This is a genomic window from Novipirellula artificiosorum (assembly GCF_007860135.1).
GTDB lineage: Bacteria > Planctomycetota > Planctomycetia > Pirellulales > Pirellulaceae > Novipirellula_A > Novipirellula_A artificiosorum.
This window is the reverse complement of sequence record NZ_SJPV01000012.1, coordinates 202,115-220,235: the sequence shown is the minus strand read 5'-3', so window position 1 is coordinate 220,235 and position 18,121 is coordinate 202,115. Positions and strand designations below refer to the sequence as shown.

The window sequence follows — 18,121 nt, the reverse complement described above, 5'->3', positions numbered from 1 at the left end:
GCACAGAGAAAGCAAACTTAAAGGACTCCGTGTTCTCCGTGGTAAACATCAAACGCCCCCGTTTTTAGGTATCTGAAGTCAGGGAACTACCACAGAGATCACCGAGAACCACAGCGTAATCATCAGACAATGCTCTGTGTCACTCCGTGGTCTCCGTGGTAAGCTATTGAATTCACTCGGTAGCCGATCTTTGGAGCATTGCGGTTCGATGGAAGTCAACGTCATCACGGGGCAAGTTGTCGACGCGTCGATCAAGGTGCATCAACACTTGGGGCCTGGGTTACTGGAATCGGCCTATGAGGCGTGCCTGGCCTACGAACTTCGCAAACGTGGTCTCGACGTCGGTGTTCAAGTGCCACTGCCAATTCAATATGAAGAGGTGCAACTGGATGTTGGATATCGATTGGATTTATTGGTCGAGTCACGCGTCATCGTTGAACTGAAATCCGTCGAGAAGATGATTCCGCTTTACGATGCACAATTGCTGTCGTACCTCAAACTGAGTGGCAAGAAGATTGGCCTGTTGATCAATTTCAATGTCGTGAAGTTGGTGGACGGCCTAAAGCGATTCGCCAATTAGGGGAGATTTAACCACAGAGTTCACAGAGAACCACAGAGAAAGCAAATATCAACTCCTCCGTGTCACTCCGTGTTCTCTGTGGTAAACGTCGAGTACCCCGGTTTTTAAGAATCTAGAATCAGGGAACAACCACAGAGGTCACAGAAAAGCACAGAGAAAGCAAGAACCATCGCTCTGTGTCACTCCGTGCTCTCTGTGGTAATCACTCGGCACCCTCTTTTCCTAGGACGCCAAATTCAGCAAGCAGCTACCGATTGACACTCGATCGCGATTCGTGAAACTTCGAAAAGTTCCTCTGCGGTGATCGGCCACACGCGGCCCTCTTGAATCGCTTTCAAAAACGCCGCCAACTCAGCCTCGTGCCCTTTATCCTGTTTACTGGTCTTTAACTTCCGCTTTCCGCCGATCTCTTTCGACAATCGAAAATTGTCACACACCATCACCTTTCCACCCGCGAACACTTCCACTCGTTCTTTCGGGAAATCTTTACTACCGTTGGCCAAGTAATGCACGGTCCCGGTCGACCCATCCATGAACGTCAATTGGATCGTCACGCAATCACCCAGTCGCCCGTCCCCGCCGCGGATTGGAAACGCGGTGGCGACTTCAATCGGAGACCCAACCAAAAAACGAGCCAAATCAATAAAATGACACGCTTCCCCTACAATCCGGCCGCCACCCACCAGTGGGTCTTGCGTCCAGTGGTCTGCTGGAATTGCACCTGCATTCACCGTGATGATTACCGACTTGTTCGACGGAGCACCAAGCAGCCAGTCTTTCATTGCAACCGAGTGAGGCGAAAATCGGCGATTGAAACCGATCATCAACAGCCGGTCGGGATGATTGGCACAGCATGCTTCCACTTCCGCCAACTCTTCTAACGTCAAAGCTAACGGCTTTTCAACGAACACATGTTTGTTCGCATTCAAGGCATCGCAAACCATTCGGCCGTGCATGTTATGCGGCGTCGTAATGAAGACCGCATCAACGGAATCGTCCGCCAGTATGGAAGCATAATCACTGCTGGCCTCCGCGAAACCGAACTTCGATTTCGCATGAGCGGCCGAGACCCCCGTGCCGCTAACGATCGTGCGGAGGTCAACGCCCTGTTTCGGCAGTAGCGGCAAAAGCATCCGAGTCGTAAAGCCGCCCGCGCCAATAAAGGCCACGCCGATATCAGTAGCTAGCGGCGAGTTGCGAGAAGCGAGCGAAAGATCCTTTTTGTGCTGAACATCCTCGCCCTGCTTGCGGAATGCTCTCGTTCCATCCGTACTAGCCTCGTCCCCGGTCTGTTTGCTGTCGCCTGAGCACTGACCACTCTTTTGCGTTTCTTTCTCGCCCCTCGCCGCTCGCGACTCGTTGCTGTCTCCGTACTCCAGCACAATTCCCATCGCGCCTTTTTCACCAACTGCCTCATAGCCTTTCAGTGCGTCATCAAATGCGAAGCGATGAGTGATCAGCGGGTCAACGTCGATCCTGCCATCTGACATTAATTGCAGGATCGCTTCGAAATTCCGTTTCTCAGTCCACCGCACAAATCCAATTGGATAGTCGAGTCCCCGTTTTTCATAGTTATCGTCGTATCGTCCGGGGCCATAGGAACACGACACCTGGAACGACAACTCCTTCTCATAGAAGTCGGCTCGCTGCAAGTTCAACCCAATCACACCAACGAGCACGATCCGGCCACGTTGCCGGCACATTGTCGCTGCTTGGTGAATCAGTTCATCCGTCTTGGCTGACGCCGTAATCAAAACCGCATCCACACCAACGCCATCGGTCCAATTCTCGGCCACCGCCACTGGATCTTGTCCAGCGGACAAGTCACAAGTCTCAGCGCCAAAGCTGCGAGCCAGTTCGAGCTTTTTCGCATCGAAATCGATTCCCAGAACTTGACAGCCCGACGCTTTCAGGATTTGCACCGCAAGCAATCCGATCAATCCCAGTCCACTGACGACCACTCGTTCCCCGAGCGTCGGATTCAAAAGCCGAATCCCCTGCAGCCCGATTGCACCGACGACAGTAAAGGCCGCCATCTCGTCAGAGACCGAATCGGGAATTCCAGCCGTCAAATTCAATGGGACTGACACGAACTCGGCATGCGGCCCATTGGAAACGACACGGTCACCGACTCTGTATGTGGCGGTCGAATCCGCCTCGGCGACGTGTCCCACATTGCAATAGCCAAGAGGGATGGGAGTGTCAAGTTTCGCCTTAACCGCATCGATTGTGGTCAAGAGTCCGTCGGTCTTGACCTTTTGCAGAACCTGCTTGACCTTATCGGGCTGCGACCGAGCCTTAGCGATCAAACCTCCCTTGCCGAAATCAATCAGCATCTTCTCGGTGCCGAGAGAGACGAGTGAGCGAGAGGTGCGGATTAGAACCGAGCCCGCCCCGCGCCGAGGAGTGGGAACGTCGGCGAGAAGCGTTTCGCCGGAGCCAAGATTTTGCAGTATTTGTTTCATGTTGTATTCGTAGGGGAAGTCGCAGAGACGTCCCTCGCGGCATTAAGAGTAATTCAAAAATAACTTCGTCATTCCAGGAAACGAGGCAGAAGAATGCCCCGCCTTGCTGCTGATAGCTAATTTCCAACCACGGAGGTCACTGAGAATCACGAAGAAGGCAATCGCCAAACACTGTGTGCTCTCTGTGGTAAACACCCAGCATCCGCCATCCCAGTCGATAAGCAGCACGAATCACACGAATCGGTAAACCAGGCTGTGCGTGGAAACGCCCAACTCCCACTTCAGCTACGATCGCAGCACTGTTCAAGGCGATTGTTTGCGGTTTGCGACTTCAGCTACATACGATTCTTACGTCACCTTCAGCGGCAGCTTGCCGCTCGCCGTCCTGATCGGCTCGCGTCTTCTTTCGACCGCAAATTGGAAGTTCAAGTTCGTCAAATCGAACCCCTTCAAAACCTCGGCATCCGACCATTCACACCCCGCGGGCACCGTCACAATCAAAGTCAATTCCCCAGGTTCTTTCTGCCGCACTTGGATGAACAAGGTGGAATCAAAAATCGGATGATGCCGCCCAAAGATCAAAGCGGTCAAGCTGATCTTTGCCCCGTTTGAGTTTTCAACCTTGCTAAGGCGCGCTAGTTGACAGACTTATTCACGAAAACGGACAAGCCGTGCAGGGACGCCGGCCATGATGGCCAAAGACGCTACGTCTTTCGTAACGACACTGCCAGCTGCGATCACTGCACCGTCGCCAATAGTTACGCCTGGCAAAATCGTACAACCAGCACCAATCCAAACGTCTTTACCGATCGTTACCTTCTTCTTTTCGTGACCACTTTCAAAAATCGAACAACCTATTGGAGCTATAACGTGGTTCGTCGAGAAAATATGGGTTCGATAGCCGATCAGCGTCCGATCACCGATATCGACGCCACCAGAAGTGACAATAAGTACCTCCAGTGCGAGATCCACACTGTCACCAATAATAAGATTTCGCCCAGGTGCGATCCAGACCCCAGGATATATTGTTATTCCCCTGCCAACCCGCGCCCCCATGGCTCTTAGGAGTAAACACTTAAGAAAAATACACCAACGGAACCTCGGCAGCGAAAACAAACATCGCATCACCGCCTCGTAGGAAATAACAAGTATCTGTCTCAAGTCAACAACTTCCCATAGTCAATCTGAGATTTAGAAATACGTGAACAAGGCCCCAACGCGATCACTTTATCGATAACCTCCAAATACAACTTTGTCTTTTGGCTGGCGGAAGGATGCGTTGCCAATACTGCAGAGCCGGCCTCGGTGACCCTCTGTATCGATTCGGGTGACGTAAGCGTTTGGTGAATCGAATCCGCCGTCGCGGATGGTTTTTTCGGATCGATGTAAACGACTCCGTTATGACATGCATCGCGTGACCAAGTCCCATCCGTCACAAAAAGAGGCTTCTTCAACGCCCACGATTCCACGAAGTTGTTACTGAAGCTTTCCAGGACACTCAACAAGCACATTGCGTCAACAGAACTTACTAGCGATCCAACACACTCAGGTGCAACTGGTCCAATGTTCTCGAATGATCCCGAAAGCTTGCGTGTGTGAATCTCCGTCAGTACTCTTCTTGCATAGTCCGATGACTCGTTCATTGTCGCAACAATTCGGTAAGACCCCGGAGCTAGTCGCTCGAGTCGATCAACAATGTCCGGAAGTAAATGCTGTCGCTTATTTGGGTGGCCAGCACCCAAATACAAAATAGTCCTTCTTGATTTATCAAACCGAATTGAACTAGCAGCATCACTTGATCGAACAACGATTTCGCTGACCGCCATAGGAACACAAAACACTCTGTTGCTAGGAAAACCAGCTTTCCTAGACATCTCCGCTAGAACCCCAGTCTCAAAGATCCAGCCATCCGCTTGCTTGATCGCCTGTTTTCTAAGACAATCCTTAAGGAGCTTCATCATCTTGCCGCATCGCCCGAGATGGCCCCAGAAATCGATTGATGGGTAAAACAGATTCGAGAAAGCGACTCCGCAAATGTTGATCCAATCGTCGCGTGTCGACAACACGGGAGAACCGAAGATCGTGAAGCAGGGAGTGCCTTTCGCAAAAAGCTTCTTCGCTCCATACATTTCAAACATCACACGATTCCGCACAGAAAGATGCTCTATTTCGAGTTTAAGACAAAGTCGTTCGATCTCTGACCCTGACCGACACAACACAAAATATTTCCGTGTTGTTAGATCTAACGTGGTAAGAAAGCTAAGCGAATTTTGCAAACCACCTCCGCTCGCAACGGGCAAGAAATTCAGAACCATCATCCGGGAGACTTCACACAAAATTGAACCTACTAAATCGAAAGTACGCTGACTATTCTTGCAGCTCTTGCTTCTGGTGTAAATCTTTCTTGCATCGCTTGCATTGCCTCCTCCGAACGAGACTGCAGACCTTCATTCATTACTGACAACACTGCCGAGACTGCAGCGTTGGCATCGCCCGCAGGGAAAAAACGCAGAAATTTATCATCCGGGTCGATCAGTTGTGTTCCTGACAAACGGGAAGCAACAACCACACAGCCGTGGCTACTCGCCTCATACACTACACGTGGTGAGCCCTCGTAGAAACTAGTCAACAATAAAATATCTGCTGAACGATAGTGCTCGTCTAAGCTCGAACGACTGACCTTTCCATGCCAACTCACCATTCCATCTAGGTCAATATACTTCTGCTTTGTCCGCGCGAGCCATTTTTCATTCGTCTTAGATACTCGACCGACAAAATTGCAAACGTATTTTACCCCCTGGTTTCTTAACTGCCGCAGCACCTCCAATGAACATCCAATTCCTTTGTGCGGTTCAAGCTCGCTTACTACCAGAAACTTCCACTGCATATCTGGTCTAAAAAGACGGGGTTTCCCCATTGGAACCGGTGGGCGCACACAATTTGGAATCACTCCGGTTTTCCGGCCTCGGCATTGACGTTGCAACTCATCCAAATTCAATTGTGAATTTGCAAAGACGAAGTTCACTGTATTCGCATAAACACGCTCGCGTACGGACCAACTGAGCCAACGCTTATACAATGCAAATTCTTGCCGCCAGTCGATTTTCGCGGAATGAACATCACGCCGCCAGCCGCGTTCCAAAAAGAGTGTCCTGCTTGGCATTACAAACAGTACGCTGGATGCAACTTTCGAGAAGTAAACATAGCGCAAAATTAAGAGCGAAGCACCGCCCGCAATTTCCATAATGTTCCAAGATTCTGCGTTTGAGCTACTAGAAATTTTGAAGGCCTGTGAAGCCGCCCATCGAAAAAAACTAAAACCCTTTAGGTACTTGGGAGGTGTAACAAACTGTATTTCCGGCAGTGCTTTCTCAAGATCCGTATTGACTTCCTTGCAAATGACGACGTTCCGACCAATCAGTTTTCCTAGGGCGTTTAAAGAATAGAGCCGGTCCAAATAGTCCGTCGAAGAGGACAAAATGCATATAAAGTTGATTGACGCAGCTATTTCTGCTTGATGCAAGTTCGTCCCATCCAAATGCAATCTATTTGCTATTTTACTGCTCGCAAAACAAAATGACTGTTCGTAAAGTAGGCTATAGCTGACGTTCGTGCAAATCTTCCAAATCCACGGAGTTTGTGAATTGGGTTCCACCAAAACTCCGTCGAGCTAAAACCCGCCTCCTCAAAGATAGATGCCCAAATTCGGGGATTCTGATGTTTCTGCCACTCAATCGTTTTTGCTATCGGGTTGCGAATACCCAAATCTCCAAAGAAGTTGCTTCGAGCACAATCAGCGACGAGCATTTCTCCTCCAGGTGATATATATTCCCGTAGATGCGAGAGTTGCTGTATATAAAGTGTGCGTGCTTCATCTGATGTTAGAATCCTAGAGCAAGCTTCCTCATTCAAATGGTTGATCACATTGTACATGACTATAACATCAAACGGACTCTCATCGAAATCGTAATTCGCTAGCATATTATTGCGGATGGATACATTGGAAAAACCCAATGACTTTATCAGCCTTTCACCGGTACAGAAAAAACCGGAAGTGCTTCCGTCGACTTCCGGCTCCAGCCCAACCGCATGCCTTACGCCCGATGCAGCGCTGCCAAGGGCTAGCGCTCCAACGCCGCATCCTACGTCAAGCAGAGACTTTCCCGAAAGATCAGTTTTCATAAAAACTGACTGGAACAAACGAATGAATCGCATGCTGTCAGTAAATGCCCTCTCCGCGACTAATTCATCCGCGACTCTAAGAAGTATTTCGCTAGTACTAGTAGTTTTTGTCATTTGCAATTGTCAATTTTCGATATGGACCACACGTGATTGCTCACGAATTCTGAATCGTGACAATAGAAGCGGAGCCTTTAAGTAGAAGGATACAAGGGTTATGTAAAGCATGCTGTAAATGTAGTATCGAATAAATCCGCTTGTGAAGTCGTAGCGTGGGACAATTAATAGAAATGAACAGAAAACAACGTAACTGACGTGCAGACGTAGGGAATTTGACGCCAGACTTCTGTTTCGTATGCCTTGCGAAAAAGCGCCAGCTATAAAAAATATTACTGCTGTGCCTGGGAAACCAAAGTTTAGGTAAAAGTCAGCGAACATAGTGGTTCCGGTGCCGGTTCTACTTCCATGTCCGTATACGAGGTAAGTAAATAGAGTGGAACTGCTATTTTCGACTGAGTCAGTGATTCCTGCAAGCCTTCTTCCAAACGGAACTATTCCTACTAATGCCTTGAACTGCATTATTCCGTAGTAGTAACCATGCCGGTCCGGCGAATGTTGAACGGCTAGATAATTGCAGACAGAACTGGAGCCAAAGTTAACAAATGAACTGTGGGCCTGGGATAGGATTCCCAAGTTTTTTGTCCGCCCTTCAAAACGGCGAGCGCGAATCAATCCCAATGCAATAATTGCTAGGATGCAAAGGAGCAACGCGTGTTTTACTCTGATCTTAGATCTATATTCATTGAATGCAATAATGCCACCACCAAGAATAAATACGATAGTTCCTCGATCTCCATGAATGCTCATTGCGATCAATGATATTGTAACGAGCAGGATATCTAATAAGCTACGAAAAGTCCCCTTTCTGTGGTTGTATCTTTTGCGAAGAGCAATTGCTAGGACCAACCCACTGGTTAGCGTTACCATACCAGCAAGGTAGAACACATTGGGTATAAACCCGTACACATTCGTTCCTTTGTACGACCCAAAAACGACGCTCGGCCCGATAATTGCCACGAATGCTAAGAATCCGCCAAAACCAATTCGCAACATCCAGTCAGCCAGTAGGCACAATTTTTCTCGAGTTCGAGCGTCAATTGCATCAAACAGTCGACTCGGGGACAAACGAGTTGGAATCGCGTAGTACCCGGCCAAGAAAGTTGCAAGGCACGCTAGTGCCATTGCTGTTGCAGTGCAAACGGTTTCAGGGCAGTGGGCCCTTTTGAAATTCCATATATGTGTATGTCTTTCTAAGGACTTAGAAAGCCAGAAGAAAACATACGCAAAGTTGACAATGGTGTACGATAGTGTAAACAGTGCATCTGGACTAAGCCAGTTTGCTTCGCGACCTTCTAGCCACTTCGTGGCAATCACTGTCAAATTTAGAGCTAGGACCAGAGTGAGGCAGGTCCAAAGAAACGTCGCGTCGAGGTTTCTTGGGGCTTGGTACGCTAACGCGAACCCAAGCACGCCAATTCCTGTGCAGAACAGCATCGCGAATTGGTGCGATATCATGCGAGGTTTAGTTTCCGATTTTGCCAACATTATTTCTTCTTTCCCTCACATATCCGAGCGAGTGTGGGCATCTGTGCGGGGATAAACGGCGGAAATCTTTCATCTTCTAAATGGCGAATACGTGTGAAAGCAAGGCTAGACGCAAGCCGATAGCCAAATCGAGGTCGCTGACGAACAAGTTCAAGAATCTCCCTGGTCAGCCGCGCATCTTCGCCCTTGGGTTGCCCTACATATCGCTGGCTCGATCGCGGCTGATCGAGAACCTCGCACGCGCGACGCTCCGAGACGGAGAACTTCCGCTGGAGCGTCTGCACGGTATCACGTCGCGACTGAGGGCTTGTCTGTTTCCCTTGGTGATCTCCTTGAGCATCCGTATGTCGAGGGCTTGGTCGCCAACGATCTTCTTGAGCCGATTGTTCTCGTCCTCGAGCATTTTCAATCTTTTGGCTTCTTCACTCTTCATGCCGCCGAACTGGCTTCGCCAGCGACTGAGCGTCGCTTCGCTGACCTCGAGCGTCTGCAATACTTCGCCAACACTCTTGCCGGCCGCGAGCAACGCATCGGCGTCACGCAGCTTTTTGACAATTTGCTCGGGTGAATGTCGTTTTCGATTCTTCATTGAAAGTCCTTTCGCCAATCTTGGCTGATAGACTTTCATAACTCTTGGGGCGGGTGCTGTGGAGCATTCCAGAAACCAAAATCGCACCGCTTGCCTCGACAAACGTCAAGCAATATTCAAAACGCATCTACCTATAAAGGACTTAGGTACAGCTTATATCCCTCTTCGCAGAAGGCGCCTTGCAAAGGAGGTGGCGGGGATTGCGACATGTTCTGGTATTGAAGTTGCCATCGAATACCAAAATGGCCACCCGTTAAGCTTTAAGTTGCGCAGTTCGTTCATTAACCTTCGTGCGTGCTTCGTCCTTCCCGCACGGATCGCGCACTGAAGAGTCTGGGTTGCCCTCATGTTTGCAAACGTTAACAGGTGACCTCTCCGGTTTTCTGGTACATGAGGCAGTGTTGCTATGATCCGCTCCAGCATAAGGATGCTGGTCTCATCACTATCCGCAACGGCAGTCGCGGTCAGGCTGGCTTCTCTACCGATAGCATATTTCGCGATTGGAATTCGAACAAATCCAATGCGAGGAAAACGAACACCTAGCCTGATCCACATATCTGTATCGTGACTCGTTCGCTGCCGGACATCAAAATCACCAACCTCGGAAAGTGCTGATCTCTTGACCAAGACAGTTCCGGTCCATAGAGATGCCCCACTCGCGAGCAGTTCCAACGCGTCCGGCACAACGCATGTGGTCTCAGCAAGATCACAAAGCATGCCAAGAGACGACTGCCCCACCACCTTCCTACTTCTCACAATATCGTACATGCCCGACATCCACATTATATTGGGGCATTCCCTCAAGAGTTTGAATTGGGACTCAAGACGATTTGACTTCCACTGATCATCCGCGTCAAGAAAGGCGATCCACTCACCACGGGCCTCTTTTATCCCCCTATTCCTCGCAGCGCTTGAACCGGAATTCTCTTGCCGAATGACGTTGATTAAGTCCGACAGGCCATTTGCAATACGACCTGTACCATCAACGGATCCATCGTCAATGACTATGATCTCTGACGGTAGGAGTGTCTGCGATAATACACTCTCAAGGGCCTCAATAATTGTCTTTTCCGAGTTGTAAGCAGGAATAACAACCGTAACAGTGCCTTTGCGAAACGGTACTTTCATCATCGTTGTTTTTGCTCTGCTTTCAAAGGTTCTTGCATTTCTCTTGACTGCGTGCTCTGCTCTTGTTGAGGAACAGCGTCAGGCAGTTTTCAGATAAACGAATAGTATCCCGAAGTCGCATTAATATGAAACTGGATGCCAGTCCTCTAAGCAGACGCAGCGTGCCAACCGGCTCATTTGCACATTCGCAGCAACGGATATTCCAATGCAGCTGAATAGTGATAGCAAGCGTTTTCGACTTCAAGAGACTGATCTCACCTGATCGGTGGGCCCTTCGGATTGTAGCGAGGTTTTCGTATATTTCTTCAGGGCAACTGTTTTTTGGTAGAATGTCCCCCATTATTCGTTTGTTTACACGTGTCAGCGACTCTGAGAGTCCTCGTTTCTTAACGAGACTGCTCTTAAGGAAACCAATTTTTCCCAGTACTGCCGCGCGAAGCGGCAATACCCAATCCTCGGCTAGAATCCTAGGCCGAAGAGGACCAAAGAGCGTAAAGCAATCTTGGTGGATGGCAAAAGTTGCCCCAGGGAAAACATACCCGCCGCCACGACAGACCTGCAACGCGCCAATATTTGATGCTTGCAACGGGGTCACGGTACGAATCGGACACAGCAATTCATCGCATTCAATGTAACCCGAAAACAGACCCTTTAAATCAGGTTCCCTCCTTACCCTCTCAACTATTTCCTGGCATCGGTGATCGAGTGAAACATCGTCTCCAGCAGCCAATACTACCCAATCTGTCTTGACCGTTGACAACACTTTGTTGATATGGCCTATCAGACCAAGGTTTTTTTCGTTTCGAATGACCTGAACGCGGTGGCGGCCATGATAGTCTGCGACCATTTCTTGAATGATTGAAAATGTTGAATCTGTAGAACAATCATCAGAGAGAATTATTTCCAAGGGCGAATAGGTCTGGGCGAAGGCACCTTCTACTGCCTTTCGGATATACTTCTCTTGATTGTAAGCAAGAAGCGAGAAGGTGACTAACGGACGTTCGAGTGCGTCTTTGCCCGTGTTTGTCATGCCTGGTTTAGTCCTCGTGTGAACCAAATACCACCGGGAATGCGAAGTAAGGTTTTTGAAATGCGGTGCTGGGTACCTAAACACGTCACCAGATGCCTAAGGCACAGGACCGTTGCCACCATTGTCGCTATGACGCCAAAACAGGAACTGAAAGCTGGTGACAACCAGCCGTCGAGCAAAAGGACGACCAAGGCAACCGGTATCATCCAAGCGAGCAATTTGATGACTTCATGGTTCCAGCGAAAGCCTGTCAAGTAATGCGTCGTGATTAGCATGCCCGCCGTACAGACCAAATAGAGGAACGCAAAGGCGACCGCGACCGCCTGCAGACCAAAGTAATGAAGTCCAACCCAAATTCCCGCCAAGTGCAGTAGATTAAAGATCGTTTCGGTAAGGGCAAAAAGATTGCCTCGGCTCAGTGCGAGCATCGAAAACCCCAAGGGCCAGGATATAACCCGCCCCATGCAGCCCAGGACGAACCATCGAAGGAGCCCCGCCGCCGGTGCAAATTCCGCTGTGTAAAACAACGCAATGGCTAACGGTGCAAGCGCAAGAGTTGCCAGTAATCCCGGGAATGCCAACAGTAATCCAATCTCCGTCTGCTGATTGATCAACTGGTTCATCTGGACCGGATCATGCGCCACCGCGGTTAATCGCGGATAGTAATCGGCACCCATCGCCTGCAGCACGAACTGGACAAACAGTCCCGAGAGTCCAAAGGCCGCCGTGTAGATGCCTACGGAACGAAGGTCGATTTCTGCCGCAATCCAAACTCGTGTCAGGTATGCGACGAGCGTGGCCATCAGCCCGCTCCAAACAAACGCTAGGCCAAGATTCAAGAGTCCTCGGGCTTGTCGCAAGCTCTCCCGCAATGGTATGGAGCTTTTCTGAATCGGTACTCGTTGGGCAAAATATGTGGAAACGGCCAGCGTGATGGCGCCGATCGCTAGCAGTGCGGGGATAATGCCATCGATTCCCATCCAGACGTAAAAACCGACCGCGACCACTGTCGAACCGACTGCGCTGAGGACTCGCATTCTCGCCAAATCGCCGATTCGACGCGTCCCTTGGATGATCGCCGATTGTCCACCGGCGATGTTGCCCATCAAAATGGTTAAGCCAAGTAAACGAATTGCCCAAACGTAGTCGAGGGAACCGAATGTCTTTTGGCTTAGGAAACCGGCACTGAGATAGAGGAGGAAACAACCCAGAAGTCCGGTGAGCCAGCAGACGCGGCGGAGGGTCAAAACCGTTTCGGCAATACGGCGCTCGTCGGCAGCGCCGGCGGCCACGGCGACATCCCGTACCCCGCTGGTTTGGATCCCCAGTCCAGCGATGATAGCGGCCAGCCCAGTGATCGACTGGAACATGCCGACTAGCCCGATCCCGGTCGGCCCGATCAGCATCGCCACCAACTTGGTTCGGACCATCCCGATGATCACCGTCACCACTTGGGACCCACCAATGATTGACGATGCCTTCAGTACCTGACCATAGCTGTTCGACTCAGATTTGTGGTCTGCCGAAACTATTGAATTTCGAGTGTCCTGTTCCCGAGTCGTCAGTTCGTCTTGCCGATTAATGGATTGAATCAATGCGTTGGATCCAAATCGCGAGACCAAGCAACAGGATGTCGAACCACCCTCGCTGGATTGCCTGCAATCAAAGATTGTGGCCCAAACACGCCTCCCGCGACGACCGATTTGCTTGCAACGATACTTCCGCTACCGATGTTGCTTCCCTTAAGAATCGTCACCCCCTGAGCTACCCAGACGCCATCGCCGATTTTTACTGAGATTGTGTTTGGCTGGTTGTGGATTTGGTGCCAATCACAATCGGAAATAAAACAATCCCATGCGATTAAACAATCTGAACCGATTGTCAAATTTTGATTAACCATGACTCGCGTATTGCAGGTAATACCACTACCCGACGATGACTTACGTCCGCCGAAAGTCAAAGTCGCATTCTTACATACTTGCAAATGAACACCTGGCCCCAGAATTAAGTCACCGTCAACTAGGAGTATTGAATTTTCCGCCATAGAAATATTGACGAAACCTCGATCCCCCAAATCCGACTGCAGATAGACGTTTCCGTTTAAAACAATCTGACTTGTGGGATGCCGATTCAAGTTCAGCGAGACACGATTGGATTTGTATACAAACCTCCCAACACCCGAAGTTGGCTTCGGTAGTCGATTGCTTCGAACTGTTCTCAACACACGTTTGACGATGCAGGAAAAAAGACTAAACACTAGCCGCATTTCCTGGTTGAAATCGAATAATCATGTTTGCAACCTTCACTGGGTCACGTGCATGCGGTCCGATTGGGAGGCTGAGGCATCGTTTGGAAATGTTTTCGGTGATTGGAAATTCATTAAACCCTAACTCCCGATACGCCCCGGATCGATGACAGGGAATTGGGTAGTGGATAACCGTTCCAATTCCTGAATCGGACAAGTGTTTTTGCAGCTCGTCGCGGTGATCGGTCTGAATGACGTACAAATGCCAAACAGGATTCGTATCCGTGCGTGGTTGGGGCAGTGCTATGTTGGCGCAGGCCGCTAGTTCACGAGTATACTGGGCCGCTTGTTCACGACGTCGATCATTCCACTGGTCCAGAACCGAAAGTCGAACTCGCAAGAACGCCGCCTGTAATTCACTGAGCCGCGAATTCGTTCCCACGATTTCATGATTGTACTTTTGACGCGATCCGTAATTGCCGAGCATCCGCACTCGCTCGGCTAAGCCAGGATCGCTGGTAGTAACCGCACCACCGTCAGCGAAGGCACCCAAATTCTTCCCTGGATAAAAACTGTGTGCGGCCAAGTGGCCAAGTGATCCGACGCGGCGGCCCTTGTAGGTTGCCCCTTGGGCCTGCGCGGCGTCTTCGATTACAACCAAGTCGTGTTCTACCGCGATCTCCATAATCGGGGCCATGTGTGCGGGCTGGCCGTACAGGTGGACTGGAATGATTGCCTTGGTCTTCGAAGTGATGACGGGAGCGATTAGATCGGTATCAATGTTCAGTGTGACGGGATCAGGTTCAACAGGGACAATCGTTGCACCGACCGACGATACAGCCAGCCACGTCGCGATAAAGGTATGCGCCGGGACAACCACTTCATCGCCGGGGCCGACATCGGCGGCCAATAGTGCCAACTTGATCGCTTCGAGCCCATTGGCGACACCGACGCAATGGTCCGTTTCGCAATACGCAGCATACTCGGACTCGAAGGCCTTGACTTCCGCTCCGAGCAAGTACCATCCGGATTCCATTACGCGGTGGTATGCGGCATCGAATTCAGACTTTAGCTCCAAATACGCGGGTTTCAATTCGAGGAAGGGGACGTCCATTAATTATGATTCGACTGCTCTAAGAAAGTCTTGATAATCGCGATAGTAATCGGCTTCGTCATAACGATTTGAAGCTAAGACCATACAGACGCTTCCGGACGAAAAGTTGTCCATTTCACGCCAAATCATGGGGCAGACATAGAGCCCCGTGTAGGAGCGATTCAAATGGATTCGTTTTTTTTCTTTACCGTCGTCCAAAACGATATCGAAGCTGCCCGACATGGCAACAATTAGTTGGCAGAGTTCTTTATGAGCATGCCCACCACGTTCGGCTCCACCCGGCACATCGTACAGGTAATAGACCCGCTCGATCGCGAACGGAATATGGATTCTACTCTCGACGAAAGTAAGATTCCCTCGATGATCTGAGATCTTTGGTAAGTCGATGAGGTTACAGTCGGCGATTGACATCAGGTTAACCTTGCTCGGAGCTCAGTTCGCGAACTCGCTTCGCCGGGTTCCCTAACACAAGAGTCCTTTCGGCGACGTCTTTCGTCACGACGCTTCCTGCACCAACCATTGCTCCGGCACCGATGGTTATACCTGGAAGTAACGTCGCGTTTGCTCCGATCGAGGCACCGTGCTTGACAATGGTGCGAGCAAACTCAGCTGGGTATTGCTTGCTTCGCGGATAGAGGTCATTAGTAAACGTGACATTTGGCCCAATGAAGACGTCGTCTTCGATGGTGATTCCGTCCCACAGTTGCACACCACACTTGATAGTCACTCCATTACCGATCACAACGTCGTTCTCAATAAAGCAATGGGAGCAGATATTGCACCTCGCTCCAATCTTTGCGCCCGGAAGAACAACACAGAATTGCCAAATCCGAGTGTCGTCTCCGATTCGCGATGACTGGACGTCGGCTAAAGGGTGTTGGTAGTGCGTTGACATTGCTTTTGTGGCGCGGGCGAGCTATCTGGCACTCAACCATTAGAGACTTGGCTGGCGAGCAAGCTATCAAGGTAATCGCGATAGGATGTTTTTCCTAAACTGGCGGTAACTGCTTCAAGCTGCGTTACGCTGAGCCACTTCTTTTTAAACGCAATCTCTTCTAAGCATGCTACTTTGAATCCTTGGTGATGCTCGATCGTTTTGACAAACATGGATGCCTCCAGGAGGCTGTCGTGCGTTCCCGTGTCAAGCCAAGTGTGACCGCGGCCGAGTACCTCGACATTTAGCATCTCTTTTTCAAGATAGCAACGATTCACGCATGTGATTTCTAACTCGCCTCGCGGGGAAGGCTTGATCGACTTAGCAATCTCGACAACCTGATTGTCATAGAAGTAAAGGCCGGTAACCGCGAAGTTCGACTTGGGAACACTCGGCTTTTCTTCGAGCGAAATCGCTCTACCGTCCGCGTTAAATTCAACAACTCCATAGCGCTCTGGATCGTGGACTTCGTAACCGAACACGGTCGCACCCATGGTTTGCTGGGCAGCGGCTTTCAGTTTCGGTGAAAACCCTTGCCCATAAAAAATATTGTCACCAAGAACCAGCGTCACCGGATCGCCGGCAATGAATTCCTCACCGATCAAGAACGCTTGTGCTAATCCATCAGGCCGTGGTTGTTCTGCATAAGTCAATCGAATCCCAAAATCCCCGCCACCGCCGAGCAGTTTTCGGTACATAGGCAAGTCATCGGGCGTCGAAATCACCAGGATCTCTCGAATTCCGGCTAGCATCAGTACCGAAAGCGGATAGTAGATCATCGGCTTGTCGTAGATTGGCAGCAGTTGCTTGCTGACCGCTCTCGTCACAGGATGCAATCGCGATCCAGATCCACCCGCTAAAACAATGCCTTTGCGAGCTGTGAGCGGCGAGCGGCGAGTGTTTGAGCGAGAGGGTGTCATGGGAAGTAGTAGTTAGAGGTTAGGAGCTAGTCGCTAGAAGTGATTGAATTAAGACTCTCTAGGTTTGGTTGACGCCCTGGCGCTCGAGTCGGTAATCACCGCTGAGGATCGACTGCCACCATGACTGTTTGTCCAGGTACCACTGAACGGTCTTGCGAAAGCCACTCTCAAAATCTTCTTGGGGACGCCAGTTGAGCTCTCGTTCGATTTTCGTTGCATCGATTGCGTAGCGAAGATCATGCCCAGGCCGGTCGGTGACGAAGGTGATTAAGCTAGAGTGGCTAGAAGCGAGTGCGATGGCCCCCTCTCCCCCGGCCCCTCTCCCTGAACCGGGGCGAGGGGAGGTATTGGGAATGGTTTTGGGGGAAAGCTCGTCCATCAGGTCGCAAAGGAATTGTACAAGTTGCAGGTTGGTTCGTTCGTTGTTCCCACCAATGTTGTAAGTCTCACCGGGTTTGCCTTGACTGACCACGGTCATTAGCGCTCGACAATGATCGTCGACGTAGAGCCAATCGCGTATGTTTTCCCCTTTGCCGTAGACCGGAATGCTTTCGCCACGAAGGCATTTCAATATCACTACCGGGATTAGCTTTTCGGGAAATTGGTAGGGGCCGTAGTTGTTGCTGCAGTTGGTTACCAGTACCGGTAACCCGTAGGTGTCGTGCCAAGCGCGAGCGAGATGGTCGGACGATGCCTTGCTCGCCGAATAAGGCGAATGTGGGTCATACGGCGTCGTTTCGGTAAATTTTCCTTCCACGCCAAGCGATCCGTAGACCTCGTCCGTGGAAACGTGCAGGAAACGGAATCGATCGGCCTCTTCCGGAGGCAATGAACGCCAGTGGTTCAAACTTGATTGCAGCAGGTTGTACGTGCCGATTACGTTCGTTTGGATGAATTGACCGGGGCCGTCGATCGATCGATCGACGTGACTTTCCGCCGCCAAATGCATCACCGCATCGGGTCGAAAGCTTTTAATGCGAGCATTGACTGCGTCGGGATCCGTAATGTCGACTTGGGCAAATTGGTATGCCGGATGCTTCTCGACGGAAGCAAGCGAAGCGAGGTTGCCCGCATAGGTGAGGCTATCCAGATTGAGCACGTGATGGCCAGCCTCGACCGCCATGCGAACAAGATTGGAGCCAATGAAGCCTGCTCCGCCGGTAATGATGATGCGTTTTGACAAGTTGGGAGAGGGGGAGTTAGGAGTCAGGAGTCAGATGTCAGGCGTCAGGAAACAGGTGATTACCACAGAGGCACAGAGGGACACAGAGTCTTGGTGCAGGGGGGGCTCTGTGCTTCTCGGTGACTCTGTGGTTGATTTGCAGTGTTGGA

Annotated in this window: 17 protein-coding genes and 1 pseudogene; 1 reads left to right on the top strand and 17 read right to left on the bottom strand. The window is 50.5% G+C overall.

What is annotated here, in order from left to right; translation table 11 throughout:
- The first annotated feature begins 136 nt into the window (after window positions 1-136).
- Window positions 137-580, top strand: coding sequence for a GxxExxY protein (locus Poly41_RS26375; RefSeq protein WP_261344916.1), 444 nt, complete (start codon window positions 137-139; stop codon window positions 578-580).
- A 236-nt stretch (window positions 581-816) separates the two neighbouring features.
- Here the strand turns inward: Poly41_RS26375 and Poly41_RS26370 are convergent, their stop codons facing one another.
- The 17 genes and pseudogenes from Poly41_RS26370 to rfbB all read right to left on the bottom strand — a co-directional run bounded on the left by Poly41_RS26370 (window position 817) and on the right by rfbB (window position 17,912).
- Window positions 817-3,045: a bi-domain-containing oxidoreductase gene (locus tag Poly41_RS26370; protein WP_146530353.1), complete on the bottom strand. Its 2,229-nt coding sequence runs from the start codon at window positions 3,043-3,045 to the stop codon at window positions 817-819.
- 348 nt (window positions 3,046-3,393) lie between these two features.
- Complete coding sequence (locus Poly41_RS26365) at window positions 3,394-3,636, bottom strand: hypothetical protein (RefSeq protein WP_146530352.1); 243 nt, start codon at window positions 3,634-3,636, stop codon at window positions 3,394-3,396.
- Window positions 3,637-3,693: 57 nt separating this feature from the next.
- Window positions 3,694-4,017, bottom strand: coding sequence for an acyltransferase (locus Poly41_RS34395; protein WP_197231650.1), 324 nt, complete (start codon window positions 4,015-4,017; stop codon window positions 3,694-3,696).
- A 185-nt stretch (window positions 4,018-4,202) separates the two neighbouring features.
- On the bottom strand, window positions 4,203-4,871 hold the full coding sequence (locus Poly41_RS26355; protein WP_231615964.1) for a glycosyltransferase: 669 nt from the start codon (window positions 4,869-4,871) through the stop codon (window positions 4,203-4,205).
- A 521-nt stretch (window positions 4,872-5,392) separates the two neighbouring features.
- Window positions 5,393-6,568 (bottom strand): glycosyltransferase family 4 protein, encoded by a 1,176-nt coding sequence (locus tag Poly41_RS26350; protein WP_146530349.1) that lies wholly within the window; start codon window positions 6,566-6,568, stop codon window positions 5,393-5,395.
- Window positions 6,569-6,597: 29 nt separating this feature from the next.
- Entirely contained in the window at window positions 6,598-7,341 is a 744-nt protein-coding gene (locus tag Poly41_RS26345; protein ID WP_146530348.1) for a class I SAM-dependent methyltransferase, read from the bottom strand.
- A gap of 9 nt (window positions 7,342-7,350) precedes the next feature.
- Complete coding sequence (locus Poly41_RS26340; protein ID WP_197231648.1) at window positions 7,351-8,658, bottom strand: O-antigen polymerase; 1,308 nt, start codon at window positions 8,656-8,658, stop codon at window positions 7,351-7,353.
- Window positions 8,659-8,945: 287 nt separating this feature from the next.
- Window positions 8,946-9,418, bottom strand: a pseudogene (locus Poly41_RS26335) (transposase); the annotation flags it as partial.
- Between the two features lie 153 nt (window positions 9,419-9,571).
- Window positions 9,572-10,549, bottom strand: a complete 978-nt coding sequence (locus Poly41_RS26330; RefSeq protein ID WP_146530346.1) for a glycosyltransferase family 2 protein — start codon at window positions 10,547-10,549, stop codon at window positions 9,572-9,574.
- A gap of 19 nt (window positions 10,550-10,568) precedes the next feature.
- On the bottom strand, window positions 10,569-11,576 hold the full coding sequence (locus Poly41_RS26325; protein ID WP_146530345.1) for a glycosyltransferase: 1,008 nt from the start codon (window positions 11,574-11,576) through the stop codon (window positions 10,569-10,571).
- Window positions 11,573-13,171: an O-antigen translocase gene (locus Poly41_RS26320; protein WP_197231647.1), complete on the bottom strand. Its 1,599-nt coding sequence runs from the start codon at window positions 13,169-13,171 to the stop codon at window positions 11,573-11,575. The genes Poly41_RS26325 and Poly41_RS26320 overlap by 4 nt, the downstream gene beginning before the upstream one ends.
- Window positions 13,168-13,833, bottom strand: coding sequence for an acyltransferase (locus Poly41_RS26315; protein ID WP_197231646.1), 666 nt, complete (start codon window positions 13,831-13,833; stop codon window positions 13,168-13,170). The genes Poly41_RS26320 and Poly41_RS26315 overlap by 4 nt, the downstream gene beginning before the upstream one ends.
- Window positions 13,826-14,935, bottom strand: a complete 1,110-nt coding sequence (locus Poly41_RS26310; protein ID WP_146530342.1) for a DegT/DnrJ/EryC1/StrS family aminotransferase — start codon at window positions 14,933-14,935, stop codon at window positions 13,826-13,828. The genes Poly41_RS26315 and Poly41_RS26310 overlap by 8 nt, the downstream gene beginning before the upstream one ends.
- Before the next feature lie 3 nt (window positions 14,936-14,938).
- A complete protein-coding gene (locus tag Poly41_RS26305; protein ID WP_146530341.1) occupies window positions 14,939-15,346 on the bottom strand; it encodes a sugar 3,4-ketoisomerase in 408 nt (135 codons plus the stop codon).
- A gap of 4 nt (window positions 15,347-15,350) precedes the next feature.
- Window positions 15,351-15,830 carry an acyltransferase gene (locus Poly41_RS35540; RefSeq protein ID WP_146530340.1) on the bottom strand — a complete coding sequence of 160 codons (480 nt, stop codon included), beginning with the start codon at window positions 15,828-15,830 and terminating at the stop codon, window positions 15,351-15,353.
- Window positions 15,831-15,862: 32 nt separating this feature from the next.
- Window positions 15,863-16,789: a glucose-1-phosphate thymidylyltransferase RfbA gene (rfbA, locus tag Poly41_RS26295; RefSeq protein WP_146530339.1), complete on the bottom strand. Its 927-nt coding sequence runs from the start codon at window positions 16,787-16,789 to the stop codon at window positions 15,863-15,865.
- A gap of 58 nt (window positions 16,790-16,847) precedes the next feature.
- Window positions 16,848-17,912, bottom strand: coding sequence for a dTDP-glucose 4,6-dehydratase (gene rfbB / locus Poly41_RS26290; protein ID WP_231615963.1), 1,065 nt, complete (start codon window positions 17,910-17,912; stop codon window positions 16,848-16,850).
- Window positions 17,913-18,121: the final 209 nt, after the last annotated feature.